Origin of the sequence: Rhodococcus sp. MEB032, from assembly GCF_030208925.1 — a bacterium.
GTDB lineage: Bacteria > Actinomycetota > Actinomycetes > Mycobacteriales > Mycobacteriaceae > Rhodococcus_F > Rhodococcus_F qingshengii.
This window is the reverse complement of record NZ_JARVSY010000010.1, coordinates 500270-523544: the sequence shown is the minus strand read 5'-3', so window position 1 is coordinate 523544 and position 23275 is coordinate 500270. Positions and strand designations below refer to the sequence as shown.

Here is a 23275-nt window from a genome sequence, read left to right as displayed (position 1 = left end):
AGTCCATTCGTCACCGACGCAGGAGAGCCTGATGGCACCAGAAGTTGCGGTAGTTCTCGAGGGATACACCTACTTCGAATGCCCGCGCTGGCACGAGAACCGGATCTGGGTATCGGACTTCTACACCTACCAGGTGATTTCGGCCTGCGAGGACGGGACAGACATACGCGTCGAGGCGGAGGTTCCAGGGCAGCCGTCCGGGCTGGGGTGGCTTCCGGACGGCAGATTACTGGTCGTCTCCATGCGGGACCAGAAGATTCTGCGGCGAGAATCCGATGGCGAGTTGGTGGTGCACGCAGACTTGTCCGGGTACGTCAGTGCCAACGTCAACGACATGCTGGTCGACGCACAGGGACGAGCGTACGTGGGCAACTTCGGGTTCGATCTGATGAACCTGGCCCCCGTCGAGACGGCAGATCTCCTCCGCGTCGACCCGGACGGATCGGTGCACGTCGTCGCGCGAGATCTCCACTTCCCCAACGGAATGGCTCTGACGTCGACCGGAGATCTGCTCGTGGACGAAACGCTGGGAAATCGAATCAGTGTGTTTGCCGTCCAGGCCGACGGCTCTCTGGGTGAACGCCGCGACTGGGCGTCGTTCGGGCCGGTGCCTGGTGGACCCGAGATGGAGACCACCCTCGCTCAGATCGTCGTTGCGGCGGACGGGTGTTGTATCGACGGAGACGATTCGATGTGGGTGGCCGATGCCCTCGGAAGCCGTGTTCTTCATGTGGGCGCCAGCGGGGAGATAGTCGACGAAATTGCCTTCGACAGCGGTGTCTTCGCTTGCGGACTCGGCGGTTCCGACGGTCGTACCCTGTTCGTTTGTGCCGCCCCGGATTTCAATGAACACGCTCGCAAGGTGGCTACCGAAGGAAAGCTGCTGTCGATTCGCCTGGAGCCTTTGAGCTGATATGGAATTGGTGACCTCGCTACCTGCCGACACTCCGCTGCGGCAGGTAGCTCAGCACGTCCGACGCATCGAGAACCTTGGTTTCGACACGGTGCACATCTCCGAAACCATTCGTGATCCGTTTGCGGTGGCGGCCCTGGCCGTCGAGCACAGCAGTACTCTCACTGTCCGGACGTCGATGGTTGTCGCGTTTGCGCGCAGTCCCATGGTGACGGCTTTGGCTGCCTGGGATCTTGCGGGTTTCTCGGGTGGGCGATTTCAACTGGGGCTTGCGACGCAGGTGCGTGGGAACATCGTTGGGCGGTACTCGATGCCGTGGACGGATCCTGTTGCGCAACTGCGTGATTACGTCAGCGCTGTACGCGAGATCTTCCGAGTGTTTCAGGAGGGCGGTGAACTCGACCATGCGGGAACGCACTATACCTTCGACCGGCTGCAGCCCTACTTCAATCCGGGGCCGCTCGATGTTCCGGCTCCGGAGATCTGGACCGGGGGAGTGAACTCTCGCATGTGCTCACTGGCGGGAGCCGTCGCCGACGGTTTTGTTTCTCACCCCACCAGCTCCCATCCGAAGGTGCTCGCGGAGAGGATCATTCCATCGTTGACGGCAGGAGGAAGGAAGCCGCGACTGATTGCCGTTCCGAAGATGATCACCGGCAAAGATCCTGCCGCGATACTTGCTCAACGAGAAGCGGTGCGCAGTGAACTTGCCTTTCTCTACTCCACTCCGACGTACCGAGTCGCGCTGGAGGTCCTCGGATTATCCGAGGTCGGGGAAGAACTGACAGTGATGGCGCGGGCAGGTGATTGGGCTCGACTACCTGCCGTCCTCACCGACGATGTTCTCGACAGGCTGGTCAGGCAATGCACCTACGCCGAACTCCCCGAGGTGCTGAGTTCGAAATACGCGAGTCTCTGCGACGGCATTGCACTGGCGGTGCCGGCGAATCCCGCCGACGACCGCGTCTTCGCAGCGATGTGTGAGGAGATTCGAGCCGCCGCAGCGTCTGCCCCGTGACGTCCAGTCGGCGCGAACTACACTCTCGACATGGGGCGCGTCTACGAAGGCATCGATGAAAAGCTCACCACGTGGTTGCAGGCTCAACCGCTGTTCGTCGTTGCCACCGCACCGTTGTCTGCTGACGGGTTGGTCAATTGCTCACCCAAAGGGGGAGTCGGATCGTTTGTGGTGCTGACATCCACCCGGGTGGCGTACCTCGACCTCACCGGCAGCGGCGTGGAAACCATCGCGCACGTGCGCGAGAACTCCCGAATAACACTGATGTTCATGGCGTTTGAAGGCCCGCCGAAGATCGTACGACTGCACGGTCACGGACACGTTCTGCTTGCAGGGTCGGAACCGTTCAACGAGCTTGTCGGTAGGTTCCCCGAGCATCCGGGGCTGCGGTCAATCGTCGTGGTCGATCTGACGCGCATTTCGGATTCGTGCGGATACGCAGTACCGCTGATGGACTACCAATCCGATCGTGACGTGCTCGACCGCGTGGCGGAGAAGAAGGGGCCGGAGCGGCTCATCGCCTATCGCGCCGAGAAGAACGCGAAGAGTGTGGACGGGTTGCCCGGTATCGACCTGGAGTGATATAAATTCGCGTCGCCGTGCGAAAGAGTGTGGGGCAGGTGATTCTGACATTGCCTGCCCCACGTCCTCGTTGTGCTGGTTACTTCGCCATGTCCTGGGCTGCTCGGTACGAGAAGACCATGGCCGTGCCGAGCGGAACGCCAGGACCGGGGTAGAAGCGGCCGCTCAGTGACGCGCTCGTATTGCCGGCGGCGTACAGGCCGCCGATGGCGCTGCCGTCGGCACGCAGGACTCGACCGTTGACGTCGGTGACCAATCCGCCCTTGGTGCCGAGGTCACTGAGGACGATGCGGGCCGCGTAGAACGGACCGTTCTCGATCGCCGTCAGTGCAGCATTCGCGCCGCCGTTGGGTGGGCAGAAGAACGCGTCGTACGGGTCTTCGCCGCGATGGAACTCTTCGTCGACTCCCAGCTTTGCGGCATCGTTTAACTTTTCGACAGTGCTGCGCAATGCGTCGGCCGGCAGTCCGGTCTTGGCGGCGAGTTCTTCGAGAGTGTCGGCGGCGACCCAGGTTCCGGCCTCGAGGTGTTTGGCGGGCGCCGTGTTCGGGATGCAGATGGCAGGCAGTCCGCCACCCTCGCGCGAGTCGAAGATCATGAAGGACGGCACTGCAGAACCGTTGTCGTCGTGCGCATCCATGGCCCGGCCGAACTGGTCGTACGGGAGAGACTCGTTGAGGTAACGCTCGCCCGCGTTGTCGACGACGAGTCCGCCGCGAACGCCGACCATGAATGCGGCGCTGCCGTCCGGCTGCTCGACGCCGGGGCAGAACCACGCCTGATCGAGCAAAGCGGTTGCGCCACCGACAGCAATTCCGGCGGAGATCGCGTCACCGGTGTTGGCGCCGAAGGGACCCATACTCCAGATTGCTTTGCCGGGGGTGCCGGCCTGCTCACGCATCTCGGCGTTGCCTTCGATGCCGCCCGCTGCCATCAGCACACCGCGGTTCGCCTTGATTCGCTGGGTTTCGCCGCCGGATTCGACCTCGGCGCCGACAACCCGACCGTCTTCCACGATCAGGGAGGTGAGGATGGATTCGGTACGAAGTTCTGCGTTACCGGTGCTCTGGACTGCGGCCAGCAGTCGGCCGATCAGTGCGCGCCCACCGATCATCGGGCCGGGAGCATGATCCTGACCGGTGCGGTCTTGGTCGAGTTCCGGACGCACCTTGCCGGCGAGGTCACCGATGTCGGCAGGATCGAGATCGAGAGGGTTGATGGAGCGTCCCGTGTCCATCCGGCCTTCGGCCTTGTAGTAGTCGGGGAACGCACGGAACTCGAATTCGATGTGCGGGTTCTGCTCGAGTAGTGCGACGACATCGGGAGCGGTCTCGACATAGGCATCCTGGCGCTCGGACTCGGCGTCGCCGAGCAATGCGCGCAGATAGGTGCGTGCGTTCTCCGTCGAGTCGGGGAGTCCCGCACGTTCCTGTACTTGGGTTCCCGGCAGCCAGATGGATGCGCCCGAGTACGCGGAAGTTCCGCCGAAGCGATCGGTTTTCTCGAGGACGATCGTCGTCAATCCTCGAGCTGCCGCGGTGTATGCGCCGGTCAGCGCGCCGCCGCCGGAGCCGACTACCAACACGTCGCACTCGGTGGTCCAGTCCTGCATCATTGCGTCCTAACTCCAAGAGGGTGGGGTGTCCACGGAATACCGCACGGGGAGAGAAGGCCATGCCAGGTCCCACTGAGCGGGCAATATGCCGAGATGGGTGGTCGAGATGAGAGAATTGGCGAGGTCGTTCGCGACCGGGACACAGAATCGATGATGGGGGCGACGTTGCCGAGAATTGCCGAGGTCAGGGACGCTGCAGAGCCCAGTTCGGACGAGCAGCGGGCGCGCCATGTGCGGATGCTGGAAGCGGCAGCCGAATTGGGGACCGAGAAGGAACTCTCACGGGTACAGATGCACGAGGTCGCCAAGCGGGCGGGCGTGGCCATCGGCACTCTTTATCGCTATTTCCCCTCGAAGACGCACCTCTTCGTCGCTGTGATGGTCGAGCAGATCGACCAGATCGGTGCCAGCTTTGTCAGGCATCAGGTTCAGTCGGACAATCCGCAGGATGCGGTGTACGAGGTATTGGTTCGCGCGACTCGCGGGTTACTGCGTCGGCCGGCTCTCTCGACTGCGATGCTGCAGTCGTCCAGTACCGCCAACGTCGCGACGGTGCCGGACGTGGGAAAGATCGATCGCGGCTTCCGGCAGATCATCCTCGACGCGGCCGGGATCGAGAACCCCACCGAAGAAGACAACACCGGGTTGCGTCTGCTGATGCAGCTGTGGTTCGGGGTCATCCAATCGTGCCTCAACGGTCGAATCTCCATCCCCGATGCGGAGTACGACATCCGCAAGGGATGCGACCTGCTTCTGGTGAATCTCTCACGGCACTGACGTGACTTCGCCCCTCTCTGGGGTGGGTTCGTCATGTTCGCAAAATTGAAATCAATTCTATTTTTGAATCCGCATCGGTTGGGAGTTGATGTCAATCCGGACATTGCCCTGACATCATTAATAGAATAAATTACAGAAAAATAGACGGTGAGCCAGCTCGCCGACCGAAAACTCCACGAAGGAGCGAACATCATGGGTCATGCAGTCATCGTCGAGGCCGCTCGGACACCGATCGGCCGTCGTCGCGGCGCCCTGGCGGGACTGCACCCCGCCGAGATTCTGGGAGCAGCGCAGCTCGGCGTTCTCGAACGGGCAGGCGTCGCACCGGAAGACATCGGACAGATCATCGGCGGCTGTGTCACCCAGGCAGGTGAGCAGTCCAACAACGTCACGCGGCAGGCGTGGCTGCACGCCGGATTGCCGTACAGCACCGCGGCAACCACTATCGATTGCGCCTGTGGATCCGCCCAGCAGGCAGTGCATTTGATTTCCGGCCTGATTTCGTCTGGTCAGATCTCGGCCGGTATCGGCTGCGGCGTCGAGGCTATGAGCCGTGTGTTCCTGGGTCAGGCAAACGCACCGGGAACGGGAAACCCGTACCCGGACGACTGGACCATCGACATGGGTGACCAGTTCACCTCCGCGCAGCGAATTGCCGAGAAGCGTGGGATCACGCGCGCCGACGTCGACGCGTTCGGTCTGGAATCGCAGCGCCGCGCAGCTCAGGCTTGGGCAGAAGGACGCTTCGACCGCGAGATCGTGCCCGTCAAGGCTCCCGTGGTGGACAAGGAAGGCGTGCCTACCGGTGAGATCGCCACTGTCACTCGCGACGGGGGACTGCGTGAGACGACGGCAGAAGCGCTGGCTGGGCTCAAGCCGGTCATCGAAGGCCATATCCACACCGCCGGCAACTCGTCGCAGATCAGTGATGGCGCGGCTGCGGTACTGCTGATGAGCGAAGAGCGCGCACAGGAACTGGGATTGAAGCCCCGCGCGCGGATCGTCGCGTCCGGCATGGTCGGATCCGATCCCTTCTATCACCTGGACGGGCCGATCGAGTCCACCCAGATGGTGCTCGACAAGGCCAAAATGACCTTGGACGACATCGATCTCGTCGAAATCAACGAAGCCTTTGCCTCGGTCGTGCTCTCCTGGGCGCAGGTTCACGGCGCAGACCTGTCCAAGGTCAACGTCAACGGTGGTGCGATCGCGCTCGGACATCCCGTCGGTTCCACGGGCGCTCGTCTGATCACCACTGCGCTGCACGAACTCGAGCGCTCGAACAAGTCGACGGCTCTGGTCACGATGTGCGCCGGTGGCGCTCTCTCGACCGCCACCATTATCGAACGCATCTGACCCGTACTGACACTGTCGAATTGACGAGGTAGACATGACTATTGGATTGAGTGAAGAAGATCGTGACCTCCGCGACTCCGTACGGGGCTGGGCGGCGCGTCACGCAACACCCACCGTCGTCCGTGAAGCCGTCGAGGCGAAGGTCGAAACTCGCCCCCAACTCTGGAACGGGCTTGCCGAGCAGGGGCTTCTCGGACTACACGTAGCCGAGGAATTCGGCGGCGCAGGATACGGATTGGTCGAACTCGCCATCGTCGTCGAGGAACTTGGACGCTCGATGGTTCCCGGACCATTCCTGCCGACGGTAGTGGTCAGCGCTGTTCTCAGCGATGCCGGAGAAACGGACAGACTGCCGACGCTCGTGGATGGCAGCACGCTCGGAGCTGTTGCACTACAGCCGGGTTCGCTGAAGATCACCCGCGACGGCGACAACACCACCCTCAGCGGAACGTCCAGCCTTATTCTCGGCGGCCATGTCGCTGACCTGTTCCTCCTCGCGACGGACAGCGGATTCGTTCTGCTCGGACGTGACCGCCTCGAGGTCACGGACTTGGCCAGCTACGACGTCGTGCGTCGTAACTCCGAGGTCACCGTCGACGGTTTGGTGCTCACCGATTCCGAGATCCTCACCATCGATACCCAGCGTGTACTCGACATTGCCGCAACACTGTTCGCGGCCGAGGCATCAGGCTTGGCCGACTGGGCAGTCACGACGTCGGCCGACTACGCGAAGGTGCGTCAGCAGTTCGGTCGCCCGATCGGCCAGTTCCAGGGTGTCAAGCACAAGGCTGCACGTATGCTCGCGCTTGCCGAGCAGGCACGCGTCTGCGCTTGGGACGCTGCGCGTGCGCTGACTCCCGCCAACGGCGTCGGTGCCGAAGAGGCTTCTCTCGCAGCAGCCGTCGCCGGAGCCACGGCCCTCGAGGCTGGCTTCTCCGTCACGCGTGACTGCATCCAGGTGCTCGGCGGAATCGGCTACACGTGGGAGCACGACGCGCACCTGTACCTGCGCCGCGCGCAGTCCCTGCGAATTCTGCTGGGTTCCACGGCATCCTGGCGTCGTCGCGTTGCCGAGCTGACCATTGCCGGCACCCGTCGCGTGCTCAGCATCGAGTTGCCGCCCGAGGCCGAGGCGGTCCGCGCCGACGTTCGCGCCGAGCTCGGTCCTGCGCTCGAACTCGAAGGTGCCGCGCAGAAGACGTACCTCGCGGAAAAGGGCTACACCGCACCGCACTTCACGGCTCCGTGGGGCAAATCCGCCGATGCCGTCAGCCAGCTGGTCATCGCCGAAGAACTGCGCGCTGCGAAGATCAAGCCGCACGACATGATCATCGGCAACTGGGTCATCCCGACGCTCATCGCGCACGGCAACGAAGAGCAGCTCGCCAAGTTCGTCCCGCCGTCACTGCGCGGGGACATCGTCTGGTGTCAGCTCTTCTCCGAGCCCGGCGCAGGTTCCGACCTCGCCGCGCTGAGTACAAAGGCCACCAAGGTCGACGGTGGCTGGAAGTTGCAGGGCCAGAAGGTGTGGACGTCGATGGCACGCGACGCGCACTGGGGAATCTGCCTCGCGCGCACCGACGCCGACGCCCCCAAGCACAAGGGTCTGTCCTACTTCCTGATCGACATCAAGAACAGCGGCCTCGACATTCGCCCGCTTCGCGAGATCACCGGTGAAGCACTGTTCAACGAAGTCTTCTTCGACGACGTCTTCGTTCCCGACGAGTGCCTGGTCGGCGAGCCAGGCGACGGCTGGAAGCTCGCTCGCACCACGCTGGCCAACGAGCGTGTCTCGCTGTCCAACGACTCGTCGCTCGGATCGGGTGGCGAGGCTCTTCTGAGCCTGGTCGACGGACTGCCCGGTGGCATCGACGACGAGCAGCTGACCGTGCTCGGAAAGGTGCTGTGCGACGCGCAATCCGGTGGTCTGCTCGGTCTGCGCACCACGCTGCGCTCGCTCACCGGCGCGCAGCCGGGTGCCGAATCCTCGGTGGCGAAGCTGATCGGTGTCGAGCACATCCAGCAGGTCTGGGACGTGGCAATGGAGTGGGCCGGACCGAGTTCACTTCTGGGCGAACAGCATCGGATGTCTGCAACCCAGATGTTCTTGAACTCGCAGTGCATGTCCATCGCGGGTGGTACAACCAATGTTCAGCTCAACATCATCGGTGAGCGAATCCTGGGTCTGCCTCGCGACCCTGAACCGGGAAAGTGACCTGCACATGAGCAATCGCACCTTCGTCATCGGCGTCGGCATGACCAAGTTCGAGAAGATCGAGACCCGCGACTGGGAATACCCGGACATGGTGACCGAAGCCGTCTCGAATGCCCTGACCGATGCCGGGATCGGCTACGGCCAGATTCAGCGTGCTGCGGTCGGTTACGTGTTCAACGCGTCGACAGCAGGACAGCGAGCTCTCTACGAGACCGGTCTGACCGGCATTCCGATCTTCAACGTCAACAACAACTGCGCGACCGGCTCGACGGCGCTGATGATGGCGCGCGAGTGGGTCCAGGCCGGACAAGCCGAGTGCGCCTTGGCCGTCGGCTTCGAGAAGATGACCAAAACGGCGTTGACCGGTAACGGTGAGATGCCCAAGGTCACGACCTTGGACTCTCAGCTGAAGATCATGGTCGAGGATTACGGGTTCGCCCGATCGCCGATGACAGCTCAGCTGTTCGGTAACGCTGCCGTCGAGCACATGAAGAAGTACGGCACCACGGTCGAGCAGATCGCAGCGGTGGCGGTCAAGAATCACAAGCATTCGGTGAACAATCCGTACGCACAGTTCCGTGACGAGTACACCCTCGAACAGGTACTCGGCGACAAGATGATTCACGAGCCGCTGACACGTTCGCAGTGCTCGCCGACCTCGGACGGCGCCGGAGCCGCGATCGTCGTGAGCGAGAAGTTCGTGCGTGAGCACGGCCTCGAAGACCGGGCGATCGAAATCGTCGCACAGGCGTTGACCACTGACACCGAGGCAGCGTTCGCCGAGAAGTCGATGATCGACGTGGTCGGCGCGCCGATGACGGCAGCTGCGGCAGAGCAGGTCTTCGCGCAGGCCGGGATCACCATCGATGACGTCGACGTCATCGAACTGCACGACTGCTTCGCGATCAACGAGATCATCACCTACGAGGGCCTGGGGATGTGCGCGGTCGGAGAAGGCGGAAAGCTCGTCGAATCCGGCGCGACCACGTACGGCGGCCAGTGGGTCGTCAACCCGTCGGGTGGTTTGATCTCGAAGGGACACCCGCTGGGCGCGACGGGCTTGGCGCAGTGCGCCGAACTCACGTGGCAGCTCCGCGGGACCGCGGATGCGCGGCAGGTCGAAGGCGCTCGTATTGGCTTGCAACACAACCTCGGACTGGGCGGCGCGTGCGTCGTGACGGTCTACCGAGCCGGAACTTTGGAGAACTGATGGCTATCGATCTCGAGGTGGCGTTGGCCGCCGAACCGACTGTGCGCGAGGCGTCGTGGACCGATCGCGACGTCATGCTCTACCAATTGGGACTCGGGGCAGGGGTGAATGCTCTCGATCCCGCTGAACTGACCTGGGTGTACGAAAAGGGGCTGAAGGTACTCCCGACGTTTGCAATGGTTGCAGGCCAGGGAGTTTCGGCGGGTGTACTGCCCGCACCGTCGATGAGTATGCCGGGAATCGACATCGATCTGCGAAAGATCCTGCACGGTGGGCAGTCGCTGGCACTTCACGCGCCCATCCCGTCGACGGGTGCTGCCCGTATTTCCTCTCGGGTCGCCGATGTCTGGGACAAGGGAAAGGCAGCTGTGATCGTTCTCGAGACGGCGGCCGAGGACCTGGACGGGAATCCGTTATGGACCACCGGAATGCAGATCTGGGCGCGCGGCGAAGGTGGATTCGGCGGCAACGCCGGGCCCGAAGTTGTTGCCGGGGTGCCTGATCGAGCGCCCGACAAGGTACTGACGTCGAGCACGAGTCCCTCACAGGCGCTGGTGTACCGACTCAGTGGAGACATGAACCCGCTGCACGCTGATCCCTCCTTCGCGAAGATGGCGGGCTTCGATGCACCGATTCTGCACGGCCTCGCGTCGTACGGCATCGTCTGCAAGGCCGTGGTAGACGGGATTCTCGACGGAGATCCGACGCGGGTGAAGAACTACTCGGTGCGGTTTGCAGGTTCGCTCTTCCCCGGCGAATCCATCACCACCTCGGTATGGCAGGACGGCAACACACTGACGTTGGCGGCGACGTGCCCCGAACGCGAGAACTCCCCGGTTCTCACGCACGCAACAATGGAGATCAACTGATGGACCTCGGTTCGCACCCCACAGCAGCGACACATCCGGGCGGCACGATTCTGACGTCGCCGCCGCAGGACGCCCCGGTCGACCGGGCCACGGCAGCAGCGCGTCGCGTTGTCGACGCGATGCTGCGCACCGACCGCGGAAACGCCAATTTGGACCGGGTTGCGGAGGAGCTCAACAGCATTGCAGAGCATCTCGAACAGCACTCACCCGAGGTGGCCGAGCGGTTGATCGACATGTGGAACGGTGAGGGCGTGACTCGTCACGACCCCGTGACCGGCCCCGAGAACGCCATTGCGCCGCCGCTCGTACTGGAAGGGCTCGCTGACGGGTCGGTGCAGGGAGTGGTCACGTTGACGCTGCCGTACCAGGGCCCTCCCGGCCATGTGCACGGCGGTGTTTCGGCGCTGCTGCTCGATCACGTTCTCGGCGTCGCGAACGCCTGGGGTGGAACTTCCGGCATGACAGCACAATTGAGCACTCGGTACCATCGCCCGACTCCGCTGTTCGAGCCCCTCACGATCAGCGGCAAATTCCTGTCCAAGGACGGCCGCAAGATTCACACCGTCGGTGAGATCAAAACTGCGGACGGCGAATTGTGTGTGTCGGTAGAGGGACTGTTCATCGACAAGACCGTGCCGCGCCCCAGGTAGGGGCTTCGCCCCCGTGCGCCTTTTTGGTAGTGGGAACTACCAAAAAGGCGCACAGGGGTTCTGACGAAGGAGGGCCCAGTGGGCAAGCTCGACGGACGTGTAGCAGTGGTCACCGGTGCCGGTATGGGCATCGGGCGCGGAGTGGCGGGCGCGTTCGCGCGTGAAGGCGCGTCGGTGTTGGTTGCCGAGATCGACGAGGCAGCGGGCCTCGAAACCACCCAGTGGTTGCGGGACGAATGGGGCGCGGAGGCGGAATTCGTCCGGACCGACGTCACTGACAAAGCTCAGGTTGTTGCCATGGTCGACAAGTCCGTCGAGCGGTTCGGACGCCTCGACATCCTGGTCAACAATGCTTGGCGGACTTTCGGTTTCGCTCGGCTCGAGAAGATGACCGACGAGCAATTGCGCGGCGGTTTCGACATGGCAGTGATGGCGGCATTCTGGGCGATGCAGGCTGCCCTGCCGGAACTGGAGCGACACGGCACGGGCCGCGTGATCAACATGTGCAGCCTCAACGGCGTGAATGCTCACATGTACTCGGTGCAGTACAACGCGGCGAAGGAAGCATTGCGAACCCTGACTCGCACTGCTGCCCGCGAGTGGGCTCCCAAGCAGGTGAACTGCAACGTCATCTGTCCCGGTGCGCAGAGTGCGGCGTACAAGCGTGTCGCCGAAGCCAATCCGGAGAACGTGGCAGTGATGGCCGCACAGAACCCGATGGGGCGGATCGGCGATCCCCTCGACGACATCGGCCCCGTTGCGGCCTTCCTGGCAAGTGACGACAGCCGTTACGTCACCGGCAACACCCTCTTCGTCGACGGTGGTGGGCACATCAACGGCGTGCAGTGGGCGCCGACCGTCGACTGATCGACGGCGACTCGGCCGGTGTATCCGGCGTCTATTTGGCCGTGAACCCGGCGTCGACCGGCAACGCGATACCTGTGACGTATCGAGCCTGATCCGAAACCAGCCAGGCTATCGCGTTGCTGACGTCGGCAGCTTCGATCAACTCGACATTCAAGAGGTTGCCCACGTCGGCTCCGCTCGATGTCGGGGAGTCCGCAAACAGCTTCGCGACCGCGTCGTTGACGACCATCGGTGTATTCGCGCCAGTCGGGTGCACGGAGTTGACACGAATATTGTGGGGAGCAAGCCAGTGCGACCACGTGCGCCCAAGCCCCACGATGGCGTGTTTACTCGCGCAGTAGCCGTCGGATCCGCCGGTGCCGTCACCTCCACGACCGACAAGTCCCAGAGTTGATCCGGTAAGGACTATTGCGCCACCTGTACCTTGTTCGATCATCGCGGGCGCTGCGGCCTGGACGGTATTCCAGACGCCGAATAGGTTGACCTCCATCTGGTCGCGGAAGGCGCGAGCATCGTCGATATCCGGGGACATCATGCCGATACCGGCGTTGGCCAGGACGATGTCGACGCTGCCCAGCTCCGCAATTCCTTCGGATACCGCAGTTCGCAGTGCGGACAGATCGCGAACATCCACTTCTCGCGCGACGATACTTCGTCCCAGGTTCTCGACCGCTGCTGTTGTCTGCCGCAAATCGTCGGCGGTTCCCATCGGGTAGGCCACCGATTCGATCTGACGGCAGATGTCGAGCGCAATGATGTTCGCGCCCTCCTGCGCCAATCGCACGGCGTGGCTCCTGCCCTGACCTCGGGCGGCCCCGGTGATCAGTGCGGTTTTGCCTTCCAACTGTCCGGGCATGCGTGCTCCGTCCGTCGTGAATCATGACTACTCGGTCATGAGTACTGACCCGAGGGGACGGCGAAATTCGTCGCCGGCGACGTAGTCTGAGTTCAGTTACAGCGGGAACTCGCTTCGGAAGAGAAGAGGCTCGGGATGTCCGATTGGGTGAAGAAGGTCGAAGCTGAAGCCAAAGGGCTCCTCGCCGAGGCGGAAGAAGAGCTGACCGTCCTTGAAGGTGTCGACACCATAGATCCGCTTGCCGACGACGATCCGGCACCAGAAGACGGCACCAAGCCGACGTCAGACTGACCCTGCGACCCGTCGGCGCGCCTCGACACCGCTCGGTATCTCAGAACGGTGGCGGGTCGTCCCCGTAGTCGTTGGGTTCTCGGCGGGCTCGCGGTGATTTCCGCCGCTTGTATTGAACGTGCTCCTCTGCTCGTTTCTGTATCCGTCGGCGCTGGCGATTGCGTTCACTCTGGATACGGGCAGCTTTGTTCTCCGCCTGGGTCCGCCGATTTCGACCGCCCTGGGGCGGTGTCGGTTCGTGCGATCCAGCCATCAATCCTGCGGGTCGCGTTCGGTAACAATGCCCGGTCGGCGACGTCAGCGACATGGTCCGATCCTCGTTCGACGTGAACCGCCACCGGTCGGAATGCTTGAGGCGATGATGGTTGCGGCAGAACGCACTCATATTCGACGCGACCGTTTTACCGCCGCATTCGGGGTCGCCGTGATGGAACGGTTCATTGTGGTCCAGATCGGAATTCCAGGCCGGGACATCACAATGCAGCCATTGGCAGCTGCCCGCGATGATCCGTAACCAGGTATCGAGAACGGCGCCCGGCCGGTAGACGCGCGCCGAAGCAGGCACCGGCTCTGCGACGTCATCAGCAGGTGCTCGGACGTTTCGAATTACGGCGCCACGGGCGATATCGCGAGCATGCTCAGCGCTGATCACCCCGTACCCGTCGAGGTGGGCGGGCTCGCCGCCACCGTGCAGAGTGGAATCAGTCATCACGACGTGAACCACGGGCCGACGAACGACAACACCACCGCTACGATCCTGCGGGCAATCAGCTCGGCCACAGTTGCACGGCAAGAATTGTGATCCGTTGGTCAACTCGAAGAGCGCGTCGGCTCGTCGCTGCTCGTACGTTCGAGAGTCGTTTCGGCATACCGACACTGCCAACTCGCGTAGTCGGCCGTCGAATGCCCGAGCCTGCTCTGCCGGAACGCTTCCCAAGATCTTTGCCATCCCGTCCTCGGCAGCGCTGACTCCGACGAACCGATCGGTGAGAGCACGGCGTCGGCGTTCTCGCATACCTTCCGGGTCCACCATCGCCACGATCCGATCGATCGCCGCTGTCAGTCGTCTTCCCGTCAAGCCCGTTCCGCCTGCTACTGGTGGGGCGAGAACCTGCTCGAGCAGTAGTCGTTCCACCTCGTCGATCAATTCGTCTTTCACGTTCGCGGTCGCGGAATCGATCAAACCAACTCGGTACAGATCCAACTCGCCACGCGCCATCGCCGCGCGAGTGCGATGCAGACGAGTCTTTAACGAGAACCCCAACCCGATCAGCTTGCCGGCAGCCGCGCGACCCATCGTCAGTGACGCACCGACTTCCGACTCCGCCAACTCGTGTGCGGTCGACGACCACGCACCACTGGCGACGTGCTCCGAGCTTCGCCGCGAAAAGAACTCGGCAATCACAGCGAGCTTGCGTTCGACCAGCATCGCCTCGCATGCATGCAGATCGGTCATGAGATCAACCAGCGCACAATCAGTTTCGGTACCGGTCAGCTGTGCTGAGATACCGAAGAGCTCTGTTGTCGGGTTGAACATGCACCCATTATATTCGAATGTGTGTTCGATGTGAACTGAATTCTCAAATCAGTCGGAATAGTCCGAATCGGCCGAAATGCTTATTGTGCTTGCGTTTTGGATCCTGTTCATTCGAAACTCGAACATGATCGTCGTGCCACTGTGTAAGTATCGGCTTGTGGCAGACAACGCGAACGCGGTGAAACTCAGTGAACAGTCGCTTGTGCTCTTCATGGACTATGGACAGTTTTACATATACGGCGACGACGACGGTTTCGGGAGGGAAACGGACCTGCTCGAACTCGCGATGGCTTCGCGCCCTGCGTACAGTGACGGCACAGTTGTGATTGTCCTGAGCCCGCACCAGAACAACTTCAACATGCATACAACGGTCGAAGTCTGGTCCTCCCGACCCACATCCGATCGCGAGAAATGGCAGCAGGTCAGTGAGTCGTTTCTGACGGTTGGTCCGCAGGGGTCAATCAGCTTTGATTCACCTCCGGGTGGGGAGTTCATTGTCTGTGATGTACCCGAGGGGTCATATCTGGTCGAGATTGCCGGCCGCGGTTTTGTAAACTACGGCTGGCCCGGATCGACGGAACCCGGAGATGTTTGGCGGGTGCGTATGTGGCCTGCAGGTGGTGACGAGGTGCGGCCATCGCTGCAGTGGGACATGCCGGGATATGGCGTTCCTGTGGACGAACCGATACCTGAACCGATTCCTCGTCCACAACGGGACATCGAGTCGAAATGGATAACGATTTACGGCGAGAACGGCGAGCCGTCCAGGGTTGTGCAAATCAGTGACCTCCGCGCCGAAGCTGCTGAACGAGAGCGGCAGGAGTGGGGAGGAGATCCGATGCCTGAACTCGAACGATTCCAGTCCGGCAAAGAACTAGCTCGTATGGACCGACCACTTGCCGAAGCGGTCGTCCGCATGAACGTCGCGACTCTTCGTCGACTCGCGTTTTGGGCCGCTGTGCAGGCGTATGAGCATGCGGGATTAGCCGACAGGGATTGGGTTCGTCCGGCCCTCAACGCTATGCATGTGGGACAACAACTTCCGGAACCCTTCGGAAATCGCACAACGGCATTCGAGCACCTACACGAGGAGGAATTCGGTGCGGGGACCGACAATGTGGAGTTGGAAGTCAAGATCGAGATAGTGGACCATTCGTCGCAACCGGAGTCCAATCCGTTCGATCACGGGAATATTCATGTCCCGTCCTACGCTCTCAATGCGATTTTCGACGCGATCGAATCGGACCCGTTGACCGCAGCGGTCAATGCATTGGGAACGGCAGCAGTCACGTTCGGGAAGGATATCCGCATGTTGTTCGCGAGAGCGCGAGTTGAATTCGACCTCGCAGACTGAACCCCAAATTATTCAAGGGACCTTCGTAGTGCGGTGAGCGGATCCGAGGCATCTCGACGCCCACGCGGACCAGGCCCTTCGGGGTTGACGAAGCGGCCCTCGTCCGAGCGAGTCCACTCGCGTACGGCCCATCTCTCCTTGATCGCCCAACGGCCGTCGCGCCGCTCCATGTGGTCGATGAACCGCGCACCACTGGTGAAGTTGATCATTCCGATGTCTTCGGGCCCGCCCCAGTGTGTGGACATCGAATATGCCTCGCTGATCGCGTGGTCGCCGTGCAGTTCGACCAGGTGGTTGCCGATGTGGTGCATCGTGCCGCCGATCGCGGAGAGTTTTGTTGTGGCCCAGGCGATGTACTCGTCGATGGTGCCGTCGAATCCGGTGTGATGGTCGATCGCGTCCGGGTGGTAGGCGCTGCGGACGAGATCGAAGTCGAGGCGATCGATGCCGCGGCAGTACGTCAGAACCACCTCACGAATTGCCTGCTTGTCGATGAGATCCTGCAGTGCCTGGTCCATGTCACGCCTCCTTGATGCTGGTCATCCAGTCGAGTAATTCCGGTAGTTCTTCGGCAGCGCAATCGAATACGGCAGGCCGAAGCACCACGGCAGACGCGCCGCGGTCGGACCAGTCCAGGACCTTGTCAGCGGTTGCCGAGAGGTCGACGGACCGATTGTCGCGCCGAACCGGCGCCGCAGACACTTGCACACGTGCGGTATCCGGCTCGCGGTCGTGGGCTTCGAACGTGTTGCGCAGCAATGTGACACTGTCGGTGAACGTTCCCAGGTCGGTCGGGTTCACGGTCCAACCGTCGGCGACGCGTGCTATGCGGTCGAAGTTCCGCCGGCTTGGTCCGAAACCGAAGAGCACCGGTACGCGATTTTGGATCGGCAGCGGGAGGCTGTGGTAGTTCTCGAAGGCGAAGTCGCGTCCCTTGAAGGTGGCCGGAGCATTGGTCCACAGTTCGCGACACGCTGCGACAGCCTCCTCCATGCGCCCGAATCGCGCGTCGAAAGGCATGTTGGTAGCGGTGTATTCGGCTTCTTGCCAACCGACGCCGAAACCCATGACGGCTCGACCTTCGGACAATGAGTCGAGAGTTGCAACTTGTTTGGCAAGCAGGGCGGCTGGGCGAACAGTGGCGATCAGAACCGATACTCCGAGGCGAGCGCGTTCGGTCACTGCGGCGATCGAGGAAAGAAGTGAAATCGGTTCGTACCAAGGGTGATCCAACGGGAACAAGAAGTTGTATTCGGCTACCCGCTGAGCGTGTGCTTCGGCATTGAACCCGAGATGATCGCCGGTGCAGATCAGATCGATCCCGGCACGGTCAGCACGCGCGGCGAAGTCCAGAACCGGGCGAATCTTGCCGTCGAACAGGGCCTCGAGGCCCAAGATGTTGACGCCGATTTCCACAGTCGTCGTTCCTCTACAGTGCCCGCTTGGCATGCGCGGACATCTCGCCCATGTTGTCCAGACAGAAGAGTCTCGAGCTGAACTGCCACGACCCGTCGACGCAGGTGAAGCGATCGAAGTAGCGCCCCGCCAGAATAGGTTGCAGGGCAAGATCTTCGGTACCTTGGATGACCGTGACGTACGAGAGTGCCGTCGCTGATTCACCGTCGACTGCGATTCGCGTGTTGGTCAGCAGATGTTTGGTTCGTGGAACCGGCGGATCACCGTACATTCGAATGAAGCCGCTGCAGGCTGCGAACACTGCGTCGGCGTCGGACGAAATGAGCGTGATGGCAACCCCGTCCGGCCCGCACTGCCCGTAGTCGGACGAGGCGAACAATGCAGCGACTTCACGCAATCGGCCCTGATCGATCAGATGCGTGTACTCGCATAGCAGGTCACGGATCGCCGACTCGGCGACGATCCGTGACAGCTCCGTGGTCATACGGTGATCTCGCGCCGAACCATCTTGCCGGTTGCATTGCGAGGCAACAGATCGCTGGTGATGCGCCACTTCGACGGCACCTTGAAGTAGGACAGTCGCTCGGCGGCGTAATCACGCAGCTCCGCCTCCGTTGTGGCGGCTCCGGGACGCAGGACAACCACGGCGGACACTTCCTGGCCGAGGTCGGGGTGCGGCATGCCGATGACAGCGCACTCGATCACGTCGGGGTGTTCGTCGAGCGTCTGCTCGATCTCGGTGGGGTAGACGTTCTCGCCGCCACGCAGGATCAGGTCGGAACGACGACCGGTGAGACGGAGACGCCCGTTCTCGATTACGCCGAAATCGCCGGTGCGGAGCCAGCGTCCGGGGGCAATTGCCGACTCGGTCGCCTCGTCGTTCTCCCAGTATCCGAGCATGACGAAGGGGCTGCGTACGCACACTTCACCTTCGATGCCGTCCGGCAGCCATTCGCCGAAGGGATCGCGAATCTCCATCGAGACGGTGATGATCGGACGCCCGAGAGTGCCTGGGAATTCTTCGAGTTCGGCGCCGACGGCGACCGCAATGGCGGTGCTGCATTCGGTGAGGCCGTAGCTGTCGACCAGAGCATTGCGTGCGAACGGCACCTGCTCCTTGAGGCGTTCTTTGAACGCGGGCGACGACGGCGCGGATGCCAGCGAGAATGCAGTCAACGAAGAGACGTCGTACTTGGCGATGTTGCCGTGCTCGAGTAGCCGCGATGCCATCGTGGGGACAGCACCCCAGTTGGTGACACGCTCGCGTTCGACCAACCCGAGCACCTTGTCGACGTCGAAGCCGCCCTCGGTCAGGATGACGGCACTGCCCGTCGCGAGACGGGGAACCACCAGATTGTGCAGGCTGGCGATGTGGAAGAGCGGGGAGGTGAGTAGATAACGCAGTGGGCTCGGCTTGGAAGCGTCGTACTCACGGCCGGTGAATGCGGCGCCGATCGCGTCGCTGTACTTGTGGTAGTCGACGACGGCCATCACGTTGCGGTGCGAATGGAGTGCGCCCTTGGGGCGGCCGCTGGTACCACTGGTGAACAAGATGACGGCAGGGTCGTCCTCGTCGATGTCGGTGCTCGGCACGTCGGAGCCTGCATATTCCGCGATGAGCGCGGGCAGATCCTCTTCCATGGTGAGGACCGTGATGTCTGCCGGCAGTTCGGGGAGGGCGGCGCCGCGCTTGGCGTCCACGACCAGAACCTTCGGACGTGAGAGCTCGATCCCGTGGGTGACCTCGCGCGGAACCCACCAACCGTTGAGACCGACAGCGATCGCGCCGAGCGCCTGCGTCGCGAAGAACGTCATGACCCATTCGGGAGTGTTGGCAGCGAGGATGCCCACACGGTCGCCCTTGCGGACTCCGTACTTGTCCCGCAGAGCAGTTGCCAGCGCGGCAACGGAATCGGCATGCTCGGTGAACGAGATTCGACGATCGCTGGTGACGAGATAGTCGCCGTCGCCCCAGGCGCGAGATGCCGAGATCAGTTCACCGATGGCGTGACCGCGGTTCTTCATCACAGGCATGACGGTGCCGAGAACCTCTTCTTCGACGATCTCGAATGGCCCACCTGGACCGGTGAGGCGTGAGACCGCCTGGTCCAGAAGCAACTGCGGATCTGCGGGGGCAGTCATGGAATGGCCTTTCGTATTGTGGCGCTTTTCACGTCACAAAATCTCACGAGAAAATCATATCTGTGGCGGCGGTTACCACTGAGCGAGACTGGGACCGTTCCGGCTCTGAGGCGTCGATACGTTCGAGTCGTATCGCAGTTGGAGTAATCGACATTCCGATATCGACTAGGACACAGGACACGATGACGAACACCGCCACCGAAGCATCTTCGAATGCAGCTCTTGCAGCTCCTCAGCGCGAGGACGTCGCGCAGATGTTGATCGACCGTCTCGGTGATCAGCACCTGGGTCTGCGGACGCGGACGCAGGACTGGAGCTGGGACGAGGTGGTGCGCGAGAGCGCAGCGCGCGGCTCGCTGGCGAAGTCGCTTCGCGCGCCCGGACCGTTTCACATCGGAGTTCTTCTCGAGAACGATCCGGAGTTCCTGTTCTGGCTCGGCGGCGCGGCCCTGACCGGGGCCACGATCGTCGGCATCAATCCGACCAGGCGTGGAGCTGAACTCGAGGCTGAGGTCCGGTACGTCGACTGCCAGCTGATCGTCACCGACAAAGCAGGCTACGAGAAGCTTGCCGGCCTGGACCTCGGGCTGACCGAAGATCGTTTCGTCCTGGTCGACGACGCGTCGTACCCGGACAGGATTGCAGCACATCACGTCGAGTCGCCTCAGATCGACCTCGGTGTCGACGCGTCGACGCTGTTCTTGCTTCTCTTCACCTCGGGCACCACCGGAATGTCCAAGGCAGTACGGTGCAGCCAGGGGCGTCTGACGCGGTTGGCCTACGCGAACTGCGCCAAGTACGACATCGACCGCGACGACGTCTGCTACTGCTGCATGCCGCTCTTCCACGGCAACGCGTTGATGGCTCTGTGGGCGCCGGCCCTTTCGCAGGGAGCTACGGTCTGCCTCGTTCGTAAGTTCACGGCCTCGGGATTCATGCCGGACGTTCGGTTCTACGGCGCAACATATTTCACCTACGTCGGTAAGGCCTTGGGGTATCTCATGGCGACGCCGGAACTGCCCGACGACATCGAGAACACCCTCACCCACGGCTTCGGGACCGAGGCGTCGCCGGGGGACAAGGCAGAGTTCATCCGTCGTTTCGGTGCACAACTTTTCGAGGGATACGGTTCGAGTGAAGGTGCCGGTTCAGTAGTGCTCGATCCGAACCAACCTGCCGGAGCGCTGGGCCGTCCCGCGAGCGAGAACATCGTCATCGTCGATCCCGATACGCGCGAAGAGCGACCCCGCGCAATTCTCGACGAGCACGGTCACGTGCTGAACCCCGACGAATCCATCGGCGAGATGGTCGACAAGGCCGGATCGAAGAAGTTCGAGGGGTACTACAAGAACGAAGACGCGATCGCCGAGAAGGTTCGCCACGGTTGGTACTGGACAGGCGATCTCGGCTACGTCGACGAGGCCGGCTTCATCTACTTCGCGGGACGCAAGGGCGACTGGATCCGCGTCGACGGTGAGAACACCTCGGCTTTGATGATCGAGCACATCCTGCGTCGGCACCCCAAAGTGATTGCCACGGGTGTCTTCGCGGTACCGGATCCGCGTTCGGGTGATCAGGTCATGGCTGCGATCGAGGTCGCCGATCTCGCCGATTTCGATCCGGTCGAGTTCGCCGACTACCTTGCCGCGCAGGCGGATCTGGGTACCAAGGCAGCGCCACGATTTGTTCGCGTTTCGACCGACCTGCCCGTCACGGGCTCCAACAAGGTACTCAAACGTGAACTTCAAGCCGATCGCTGGCGGACCGACGAACCAGTGTTCCACTGGGTGGGCCGAGGCACTCCCGAATACACGTTGATGACCGAAGCTGACGTGGTGAACCTGGAGAAGGAGTTCGAGACGCACGGCCGCACGCGGTTCCTGTGAGTGAAGTTGCGCTGGTGACCGGCGCTTCCCGGGGGATCGGCCGAGAGTGCGCGCTTGCATTCGCGCGCGCCGGATTCGACGTTGCAATCACTGCTCGCACCGTTCGTGAAGGAGAGGGACGGGCAGCCCCGCGAACGAGGCAAGGCGAGCAAGTGATTCCGGTGCCCGGCAGCCTGGAGACGACGGTTGCCGAGATCGAGTCCTTCGGTGTGCGCGCATTGGCCGTTCCGATGAACCTGCTCGATCTGGCCTCCGTCCGCGGCGCCGGTGAACGGGTGCTGGCGGAGTGGGGACATGTCGACGTGTTGGTGAACAACGCCTACGCGCAGACGGTCGGAAACATGGACCGGGTGCTCGACATCGAGATCGACGACGCTCAGGCGATGGCGATCGGGAATTATCTGCACCAACTCGCTCTGGTCCAGGTGATACTCCCGTCGATGATCAAGAGCGGCAACGGCGTAGTGGTCAATCTGGCATCGGGCTCGGCGACCATGGATCCGCCTGCGCCTCCCGGCGAGGGTGGTTGGGGTCTGTCGTACGCCGCGTCGAAGGCGTCGTTCGGACGTATTGCCGGAGCGATCAACTCCGAGTACCGAGACGCCGGAATCAAAGCGTTCAACCTGAGTCCGGGATTTGTCATCACGGAATCAGGGAAAGCCCGTGGTGGCGCGGACGCAATCGTGGACGCCGGATTTGCGGCCACACCGGCATCCGTACCCGCTGCAGCGGCGGTGTGGCTTGCAACAGATCCCGATGCGGACCGGTACCTCGGTCGCGTCGTGGATGGTCCGAAATTGATGGCGACACTGGAGGAAACGGTATGAAGCTCGGCGTGGTCGTTCCGGTCGAACTGGGTCGAAGCGGAGACCCTGATTGGATTCTGCAATTCGCCCGTGCGGCCGAGTCGCTGGGTTTCGACGAGATCTCGGCAGTGGAGCACTCGGTGGTCATCGCCGACACCGAGAGCGAGTACCCCTATTCTCCGACCGGAAAATCGCATCTTCCCGATGACTGCGACATCCCGGATCCGCTCGAACTGCTTTCGTTCGTGGCGGGTGCCACAACCACTTTGGGCTTGTCCACTGGAGTTCTGGTGCTGCCCAATCACAATCCGGTAGTGCTCGCCAAACGATTGGCGACGCTCGATCGCCTTTCCGGTGGGCGATTGCGCATCTGCCTCGGCCTGGGGTGGATGAAGGAAGAGATCGAGGCGTGCGGCGGTGACTTCGAGCGCCGTGGCAAGGTAGCCGATGAGGCCATCGCGGTGATGCGTTCACTCTGGGCGGGCAAGGAAGCAGTCGATTTCGACGGCGATTACTTCTCGTTCAAGGGTGCGTACAGCTGGCCGAAGCCGCACCGCGAATCCGGAGTTCCGCTCTACATCGGTGGACACAGTCTCGCTGCTGCTCGGCGAGCAGGCCGGTTGGGTGACGGTTTCCAGCCGCTGGGACTGGCCGGTGAAGAACTCGACAAGGCCGTAGCAGCGATGAAAGCTGCTGCGGTGAAGGCAGATCGAGATCCTGCCGACGTCTCGCTGGTACTCGGTGCGACACTGCCCAGGCTCGACGAAGCGAAACTCGACTGGGCACGCGGGTTGGGAGCCGATCGAATCGTGTTGTCCGCGAGTCGTCGTGGCACGTCGCTGGAACTGATCATCGACGAAATGGCCGAATGCTCGAAGCGGCTGGGGCTCGGAGCGTAGTCCTTCGTCTGATCAG

22 protein-coding genes are annotated in these 23275 nt (G+C 62.3%); 15 read left to right on the top strand and 7 right to left on the bottom strand.

The features are described from left to right. Nucleotides 1-31: 31 nt before the first annotated feature. The 3 genes from QRN54_RS12730 to QRN54_RS12720 are packed head-to-tail and all read left to right on the top strand — an operon-like array spanning nt 32 to nt 2513. Entirely contained in the window at nt 32-913 is an 882-nt protein-coding gene (locus QRN54_RS12730) for an SMP-30/gluconolactonase/LRE family protein (RefSeq protein WP_285182099.1), read from the top strand. A 1-nt stretch (nt 914) separates the two neighbouring features. Beyond that, nucleotides 915-1931: a TIGR03617 family F420-dependent LLM class oxidoreductase gene (locus QRN54_RS12725; RefSeq protein ID WP_285182098.1), complete on the top strand. Its 1017-nt coding sequence runs from the start codon at nt 915-917 to the stop codon at nt 1929-1931. Between the two features lie 30 nt (nt 1932-1961). Then, the gene (locus QRN54_RS12720) at nt 1962-2513 is read left to right on the top strand and encodes a pyridoxamine 5'-phosphate oxidase family protein (RefSeq protein ID WP_285182097.1); all 552 of its coding nucleotides are present in this window, start codon (nt 1962-1964) and stop codon (nt 2511-2513) included. A gap of 79 nt (nt 2514-2592) precedes the next feature. On the opposite strand, the gene QRN54_RS12715 is transcribed toward QRN54_RS12720, so the two are convergent. Continuing rightward, nucleotides 2593-4125, bottom strand: coding sequence for an FAD-dependent oxidoreductase (locus QRN54_RS12715; RefSeq protein WP_285182238.1), 1533 nt, complete (start codon nt 4123-4125; stop codon nt 2593-2595). Between the two features lie 153 nt (nt 4126-4278). On the opposite strand from QRN54_RS12715, the gene QRN54_RS12710 reads away from it, so the two are divergent. From QRN54_RS12710 to QRN54_RS12680, 7 genes are all read left to right on the top strand, one after another. Next, nucleotides 4279-4905, top strand: a complete 627-nt coding sequence (locus QRN54_RS12710; protein WP_030536987.1) for a TetR/AcrR family transcriptional regulator — start codon at nt 4279-4281, stop codon at nt 4903-4905. Nucleotides 4906-5097: 192 nt separating this feature from the next. After that, complete coding sequence (locus tag QRN54_RS12705) at nt 5098-6261, top strand: steroid 3-ketoacyl-CoA thiolase (protein ID WP_007732681.1); 1164 nt, start codon at nt 5098-5100, stop codon at nt 6259-6261. A gap of 34 nt (nt 6262-6295) precedes the next feature. Beyond that, entirely contained in the window at nt 6296-8476 is a 2181-nt protein-coding gene (locus tag QRN54_RS12700; RefSeq protein ID WP_054826826.1) for an acyl-CoA dehydrogenase family protein, read from the top strand. Nucleotides 8477-8483: 7 nt separating this feature from the next. Further along, nucleotides 8484-9686 carry a lipid-transfer protein gene (locus QRN54_RS12695; RefSeq protein ID WP_003940027.1) on the top strand — a complete coding sequence of 401 codons (1203 nt, stop codon included), beginning with the start codon at nt 8484-8486 and terminating at the stop codon, nt 9684-9686. Next, a complete protein-coding gene (locus QRN54_RS12690) occupies nt 9686-10555 on the top strand; it encodes a MaoC/PaaZ C-terminal domain-containing protein (RefSeq protein ID WP_042448411.1) in 870 nt (289 codons plus the stop codon). Before QRN54_RS12695 ends, QRN54_RS12690 begins: the two co-directional genes overlap by 1 nt. Then, nucleotides 10555-11205: a PaaI family thioesterase gene (locus tag QRN54_RS12685; RefSeq protein ID WP_003940283.1), complete on the top strand. Its 651-nt coding sequence runs from the start codon at nt 10555-10557 to the stop codon at nt 11203-11205. The genes QRN54_RS12690 and QRN54_RS12685 overlap by 1 nt, the downstream gene beginning before the upstream one ends. Nucleotides 11206-11283: 78 nt before the next feature. After that, nucleotides 11284-12072, top strand: coding sequence for an SDR family NAD(P)-dependent oxidoreductase (locus tag QRN54_RS12680; RefSeq protein WP_007732675.1), 789 nt, complete (start codon nt 11284-11286; stop codon nt 12070-12072). Between the two features lie 31 nt (nt 12073-12103). On the opposite strand, the gene QRN54_RS12675 is transcribed toward QRN54_RS12680, so the two are convergent. Continuing rightward, nucleotides 12104-12928, bottom strand: a complete 825-nt coding sequence (locus tag QRN54_RS12675) for a mycofactocin-coupled SDR family oxidoreductase (protein ID WP_003940537.1) — start codon at nt 12926-12928, stop codon at nt 12104-12106. A 135-nt stretch (nt 12929-13063) separates the two neighbouring features. On the opposite strand from QRN54_RS12675, the gene QRN54_RS12670 reads away from it, so the two are divergent. After that, the gene (locus QRN54_RS12670) at nt 13064-13219 is read left to right on the top strand and encodes a hypothetical protein (protein ID WP_003940615.1); all 156 of its coding nucleotides are present in this window, start codon (nt 13064-13066) and stop codon (nt 13217-13219) included. A gap of 40 nt (nt 13220-13259) precedes the next feature. Here QRN54_RS12670 and QRN54_RS12665 read toward each other — a convergent pair whose 3' ends face one another. Next, nucleotides 13260-14756, bottom strand: coding sequence for a DUF222 domain-containing protein (locus QRN54_RS12665; RefSeq protein ID WP_054781179.1), 1497 nt, complete (start codon nt 14754-14756; stop codon nt 13260-13262). An 838-nt stretch (nt 14757-15594) separates the two neighbouring features. Here QRN54_RS12665 and QRN54_RS12660 point away from each other — a divergent pair. Then, nucleotides 15595-16110, top strand: coding sequence for a hypothetical protein (locus tag QRN54_RS12660; protein ID WP_232329918.1), 516 nt, complete (start codon nt 15595-15597; stop codon nt 16108-16110). A gap of 8 nt (nt 16111-16118) precedes the next feature. Here the strand turns inward: QRN54_RS12660 and QRN54_RS12655 are convergent, their stop codons facing one another. Genes QRN54_RS12655 through casG form a run of 4 tightly spaced genes read right to left on the bottom strand, consistent with a single transcriptional unit; the run spans nt 16119 to nt 19668 of the window. Then, nucleotides 16119-16628, bottom strand: coding sequence for a nuclear transport factor 2 family protein (locus QRN54_RS12655; RefSeq protein WP_042924821.1), 510 nt, complete (start codon nt 16626-16628; stop codon nt 16119-16121). A 1-nt stretch (nt 16629) separates the two neighbouring features. Next, a complete protein-coding gene (locus tag QRN54_RS12650; protein WP_081558434.1) occupies nt 16630-17526 on the bottom strand; it encodes a TIGR03619 family F420-dependent LLM class oxidoreductase in 897 nt (298 codons plus the stop codon). Nucleotides 17527-17539: 13 nt separating this feature from the next. Next, entirely contained in the window at nt 17540-18010 is a 471-nt protein-coding gene (locus QRN54_RS12645; protein WP_054827056.1) for a nuclear transport factor 2 family protein, read from the bottom strand. Beyond that, on the bottom strand, nt 18007-19668 hold the full coding sequence (gene casG / locus QRN54_RS12640) for a steroid-24-oyl-CoA synthetase (protein ID WP_007732670.1): 1662 nt from the start codon (nt 19666-19668) through the stop codon (nt 18007-18009). Before casG ends, QRN54_RS12645 begins: the two co-directional genes overlap by 4 nt. A 254-nt stretch (nt 19669-19922) precedes the next feature. Between casG and casI the strand changes: the two genes are divergently transcribed. From casI to QRN54_RS12625, 3 genes are read left to right on the top strand one after another with little or no spacing between them, the layout of a single operon-like run. Next, nucleotides 19923-21554, top strand: a complete 1632-nt coding sequence (gene casI / locus QRN54_RS12635; RefSeq protein ID WP_502944048.1) for a steroid-22-oyl-CoA synthetase — start codon at nt 19923-19925, stop codon at nt 21552-21554. Continuing rightward, a complete protein-coding gene (locus tag QRN54_RS12630) occupies nt 21551-22381 on the top strand; it encodes an SDR family NAD(P)-dependent oxidoreductase (protein ID WP_083056677.1) in 831 nt (276 codons plus the stop codon). The genes casI and QRN54_RS12630 overlap by 4 nt, the downstream gene beginning before the upstream one ends. Next, nucleotides 22378-23259, top strand: a complete 882-nt coding sequence (locus tag QRN54_RS12625; protein WP_285182095.1) for an LLM class F420-dependent oxidoreductase — start codon at nt 22378-22380, stop codon at nt 23257-23259. The genes QRN54_RS12630 and QRN54_RS12625 overlap by 4 nt, the downstream gene beginning before the upstream one ends. Nucleotides 23260-23275: the final 16 nt, after the last annotated feature.

Excerpts from the sequence above, each read along its gene's own strand:
- QRN54_RS12645 (WP_054827056.1), bottom strand. The coding sequence starts at position 18,010 with ATGACCACGGAGCTGTCACGGATCGTCGCCGAGTCGGCGATCCGTGAC.
- QRN54_RS12660 (WP_232329918.1), top strand. The coding sequence starts at position 15,595 with ATGCCTGAACTCGAACGATTCCAGTCCGGCAAAGAACTAGCTCGTATG.
- QRN54_RS12655 (WP_042924821.1), bottom strand. The coding sequence starts at position 16,628 with ATGGACCAGGCACTGCAGGATCTCATCGACAAGCAGGCAATTCGTGAG.
- QRN54_RS12715 (WP_285182238.1), bottom strand. The coding sequence starts at position 4,125 with ATGCAGGACTGGACCACCGAGTGCGACGTGTTGGTAGTCGGCTCCGGC.
- QRN54_RS12725 (WP_285182098.1), top strand. The coding sequence starts at position 915 with ATGGAATTGGTGACCTCGCTACCTGCCGACACTCCGCTGCGGCAGGTA.
- QRN54_RS12705 (WP_007732681.1), top strand. The coding sequence starts at position 5,098 with ATGGGTCATGCAGTCATCGTCGAGGCCGCTCGGACACCGATCGGCCGT.
- QRN54_RS12670 (WP_003940615.1), top strand. The coding sequence starts at position 13,064 with ATGTCCGATTGGGTGAAGAAGGTCGAAGCTGAAGCCAAAGGGCTCCTC.
- casG (WP_007732670.1), bottom strand. The coding sequence starts at position 19,668 with ATGACTGCCCCCGCAGATCCGCAGTTGCTTCTGGACCAGGCGGTCTCA.
- QRN54_RS12625 (WP_285182095.1), top strand. The coding sequence starts at position 22,378 with ATGAAGCTCGGCGTGGTCGTTCCGGTCGAACTGGGTCGAAGCGGAGAC.
- QRN54_RS12690 (WP_042448411.1), top strand. The coding sequence starts at position 9,686 with ATGGCTATCGATCTCGAGGTGGCGTTGGCCGCCGAACCGACTGTGCGC.
- QRN54_RS12685 (WP_003940283.1), top strand. The coding sequence starts at position 10,555 with ATGGACCTCGGTTCGCACCCCACAGCAGCGACACATCCGGGCGGCACG.
- casI (WP_502944048.1), top strand. The coding sequence starts at position 19,923 with ATGTTGATCGACCGTCTCGGTGATCAGCACCTGGGTCTGCGGACGCGG.
- QRN54_RS12700 (WP_054826826.1), top strand. The coding sequence starts at position 6,296 with ATGACTATTGGATTGAGTGAAGAAGATCGTGACCTCCGCGACTCCGTA.
- QRN54_RS12675 (WP_003940537.1), bottom strand. The coding sequence starts at position 12,928 with ATGCCCGGACAGTTGGAAGGCAAAACCGCACTGATCACCGGGGCCGCC.
- QRN54_RS12710 (WP_030536987.1), top strand. The coding sequence starts at position 4,279 with ATGATGGGGGCGACGTTGCCGAGAATTGCCGAGGTCAGGGACGCTGCA.
- QRN54_RS12720 (WP_285182097.1), top strand. The coding sequence starts at position 1,962 with ATGGGGCGCGTCTACGAAGGCATCGATGAAAAGCTCACCACGTGGTTG.
- QRN54_RS12665 (WP_054781179.1), bottom strand. The coding sequence starts at position 14,756 with ATGTTCAACCCGACAACAGAGCTCTTCGGTATCTCAGCACAGCTGACC.
- QRN54_RS12695 (WP_003940027.1), top strand. The coding sequence starts at position 8,484 with ATGAGCAATCGCACCTTCGTCATCGGCGTCGGCATGACCAAGTTCGAG.
- QRN54_RS12730 (WP_285182099.1), top strand. The coding sequence starts at position 32 with ATGGCACCAGAAGTTGCGGTAGTTCTCGAGGGATACACCTACTTCGAA.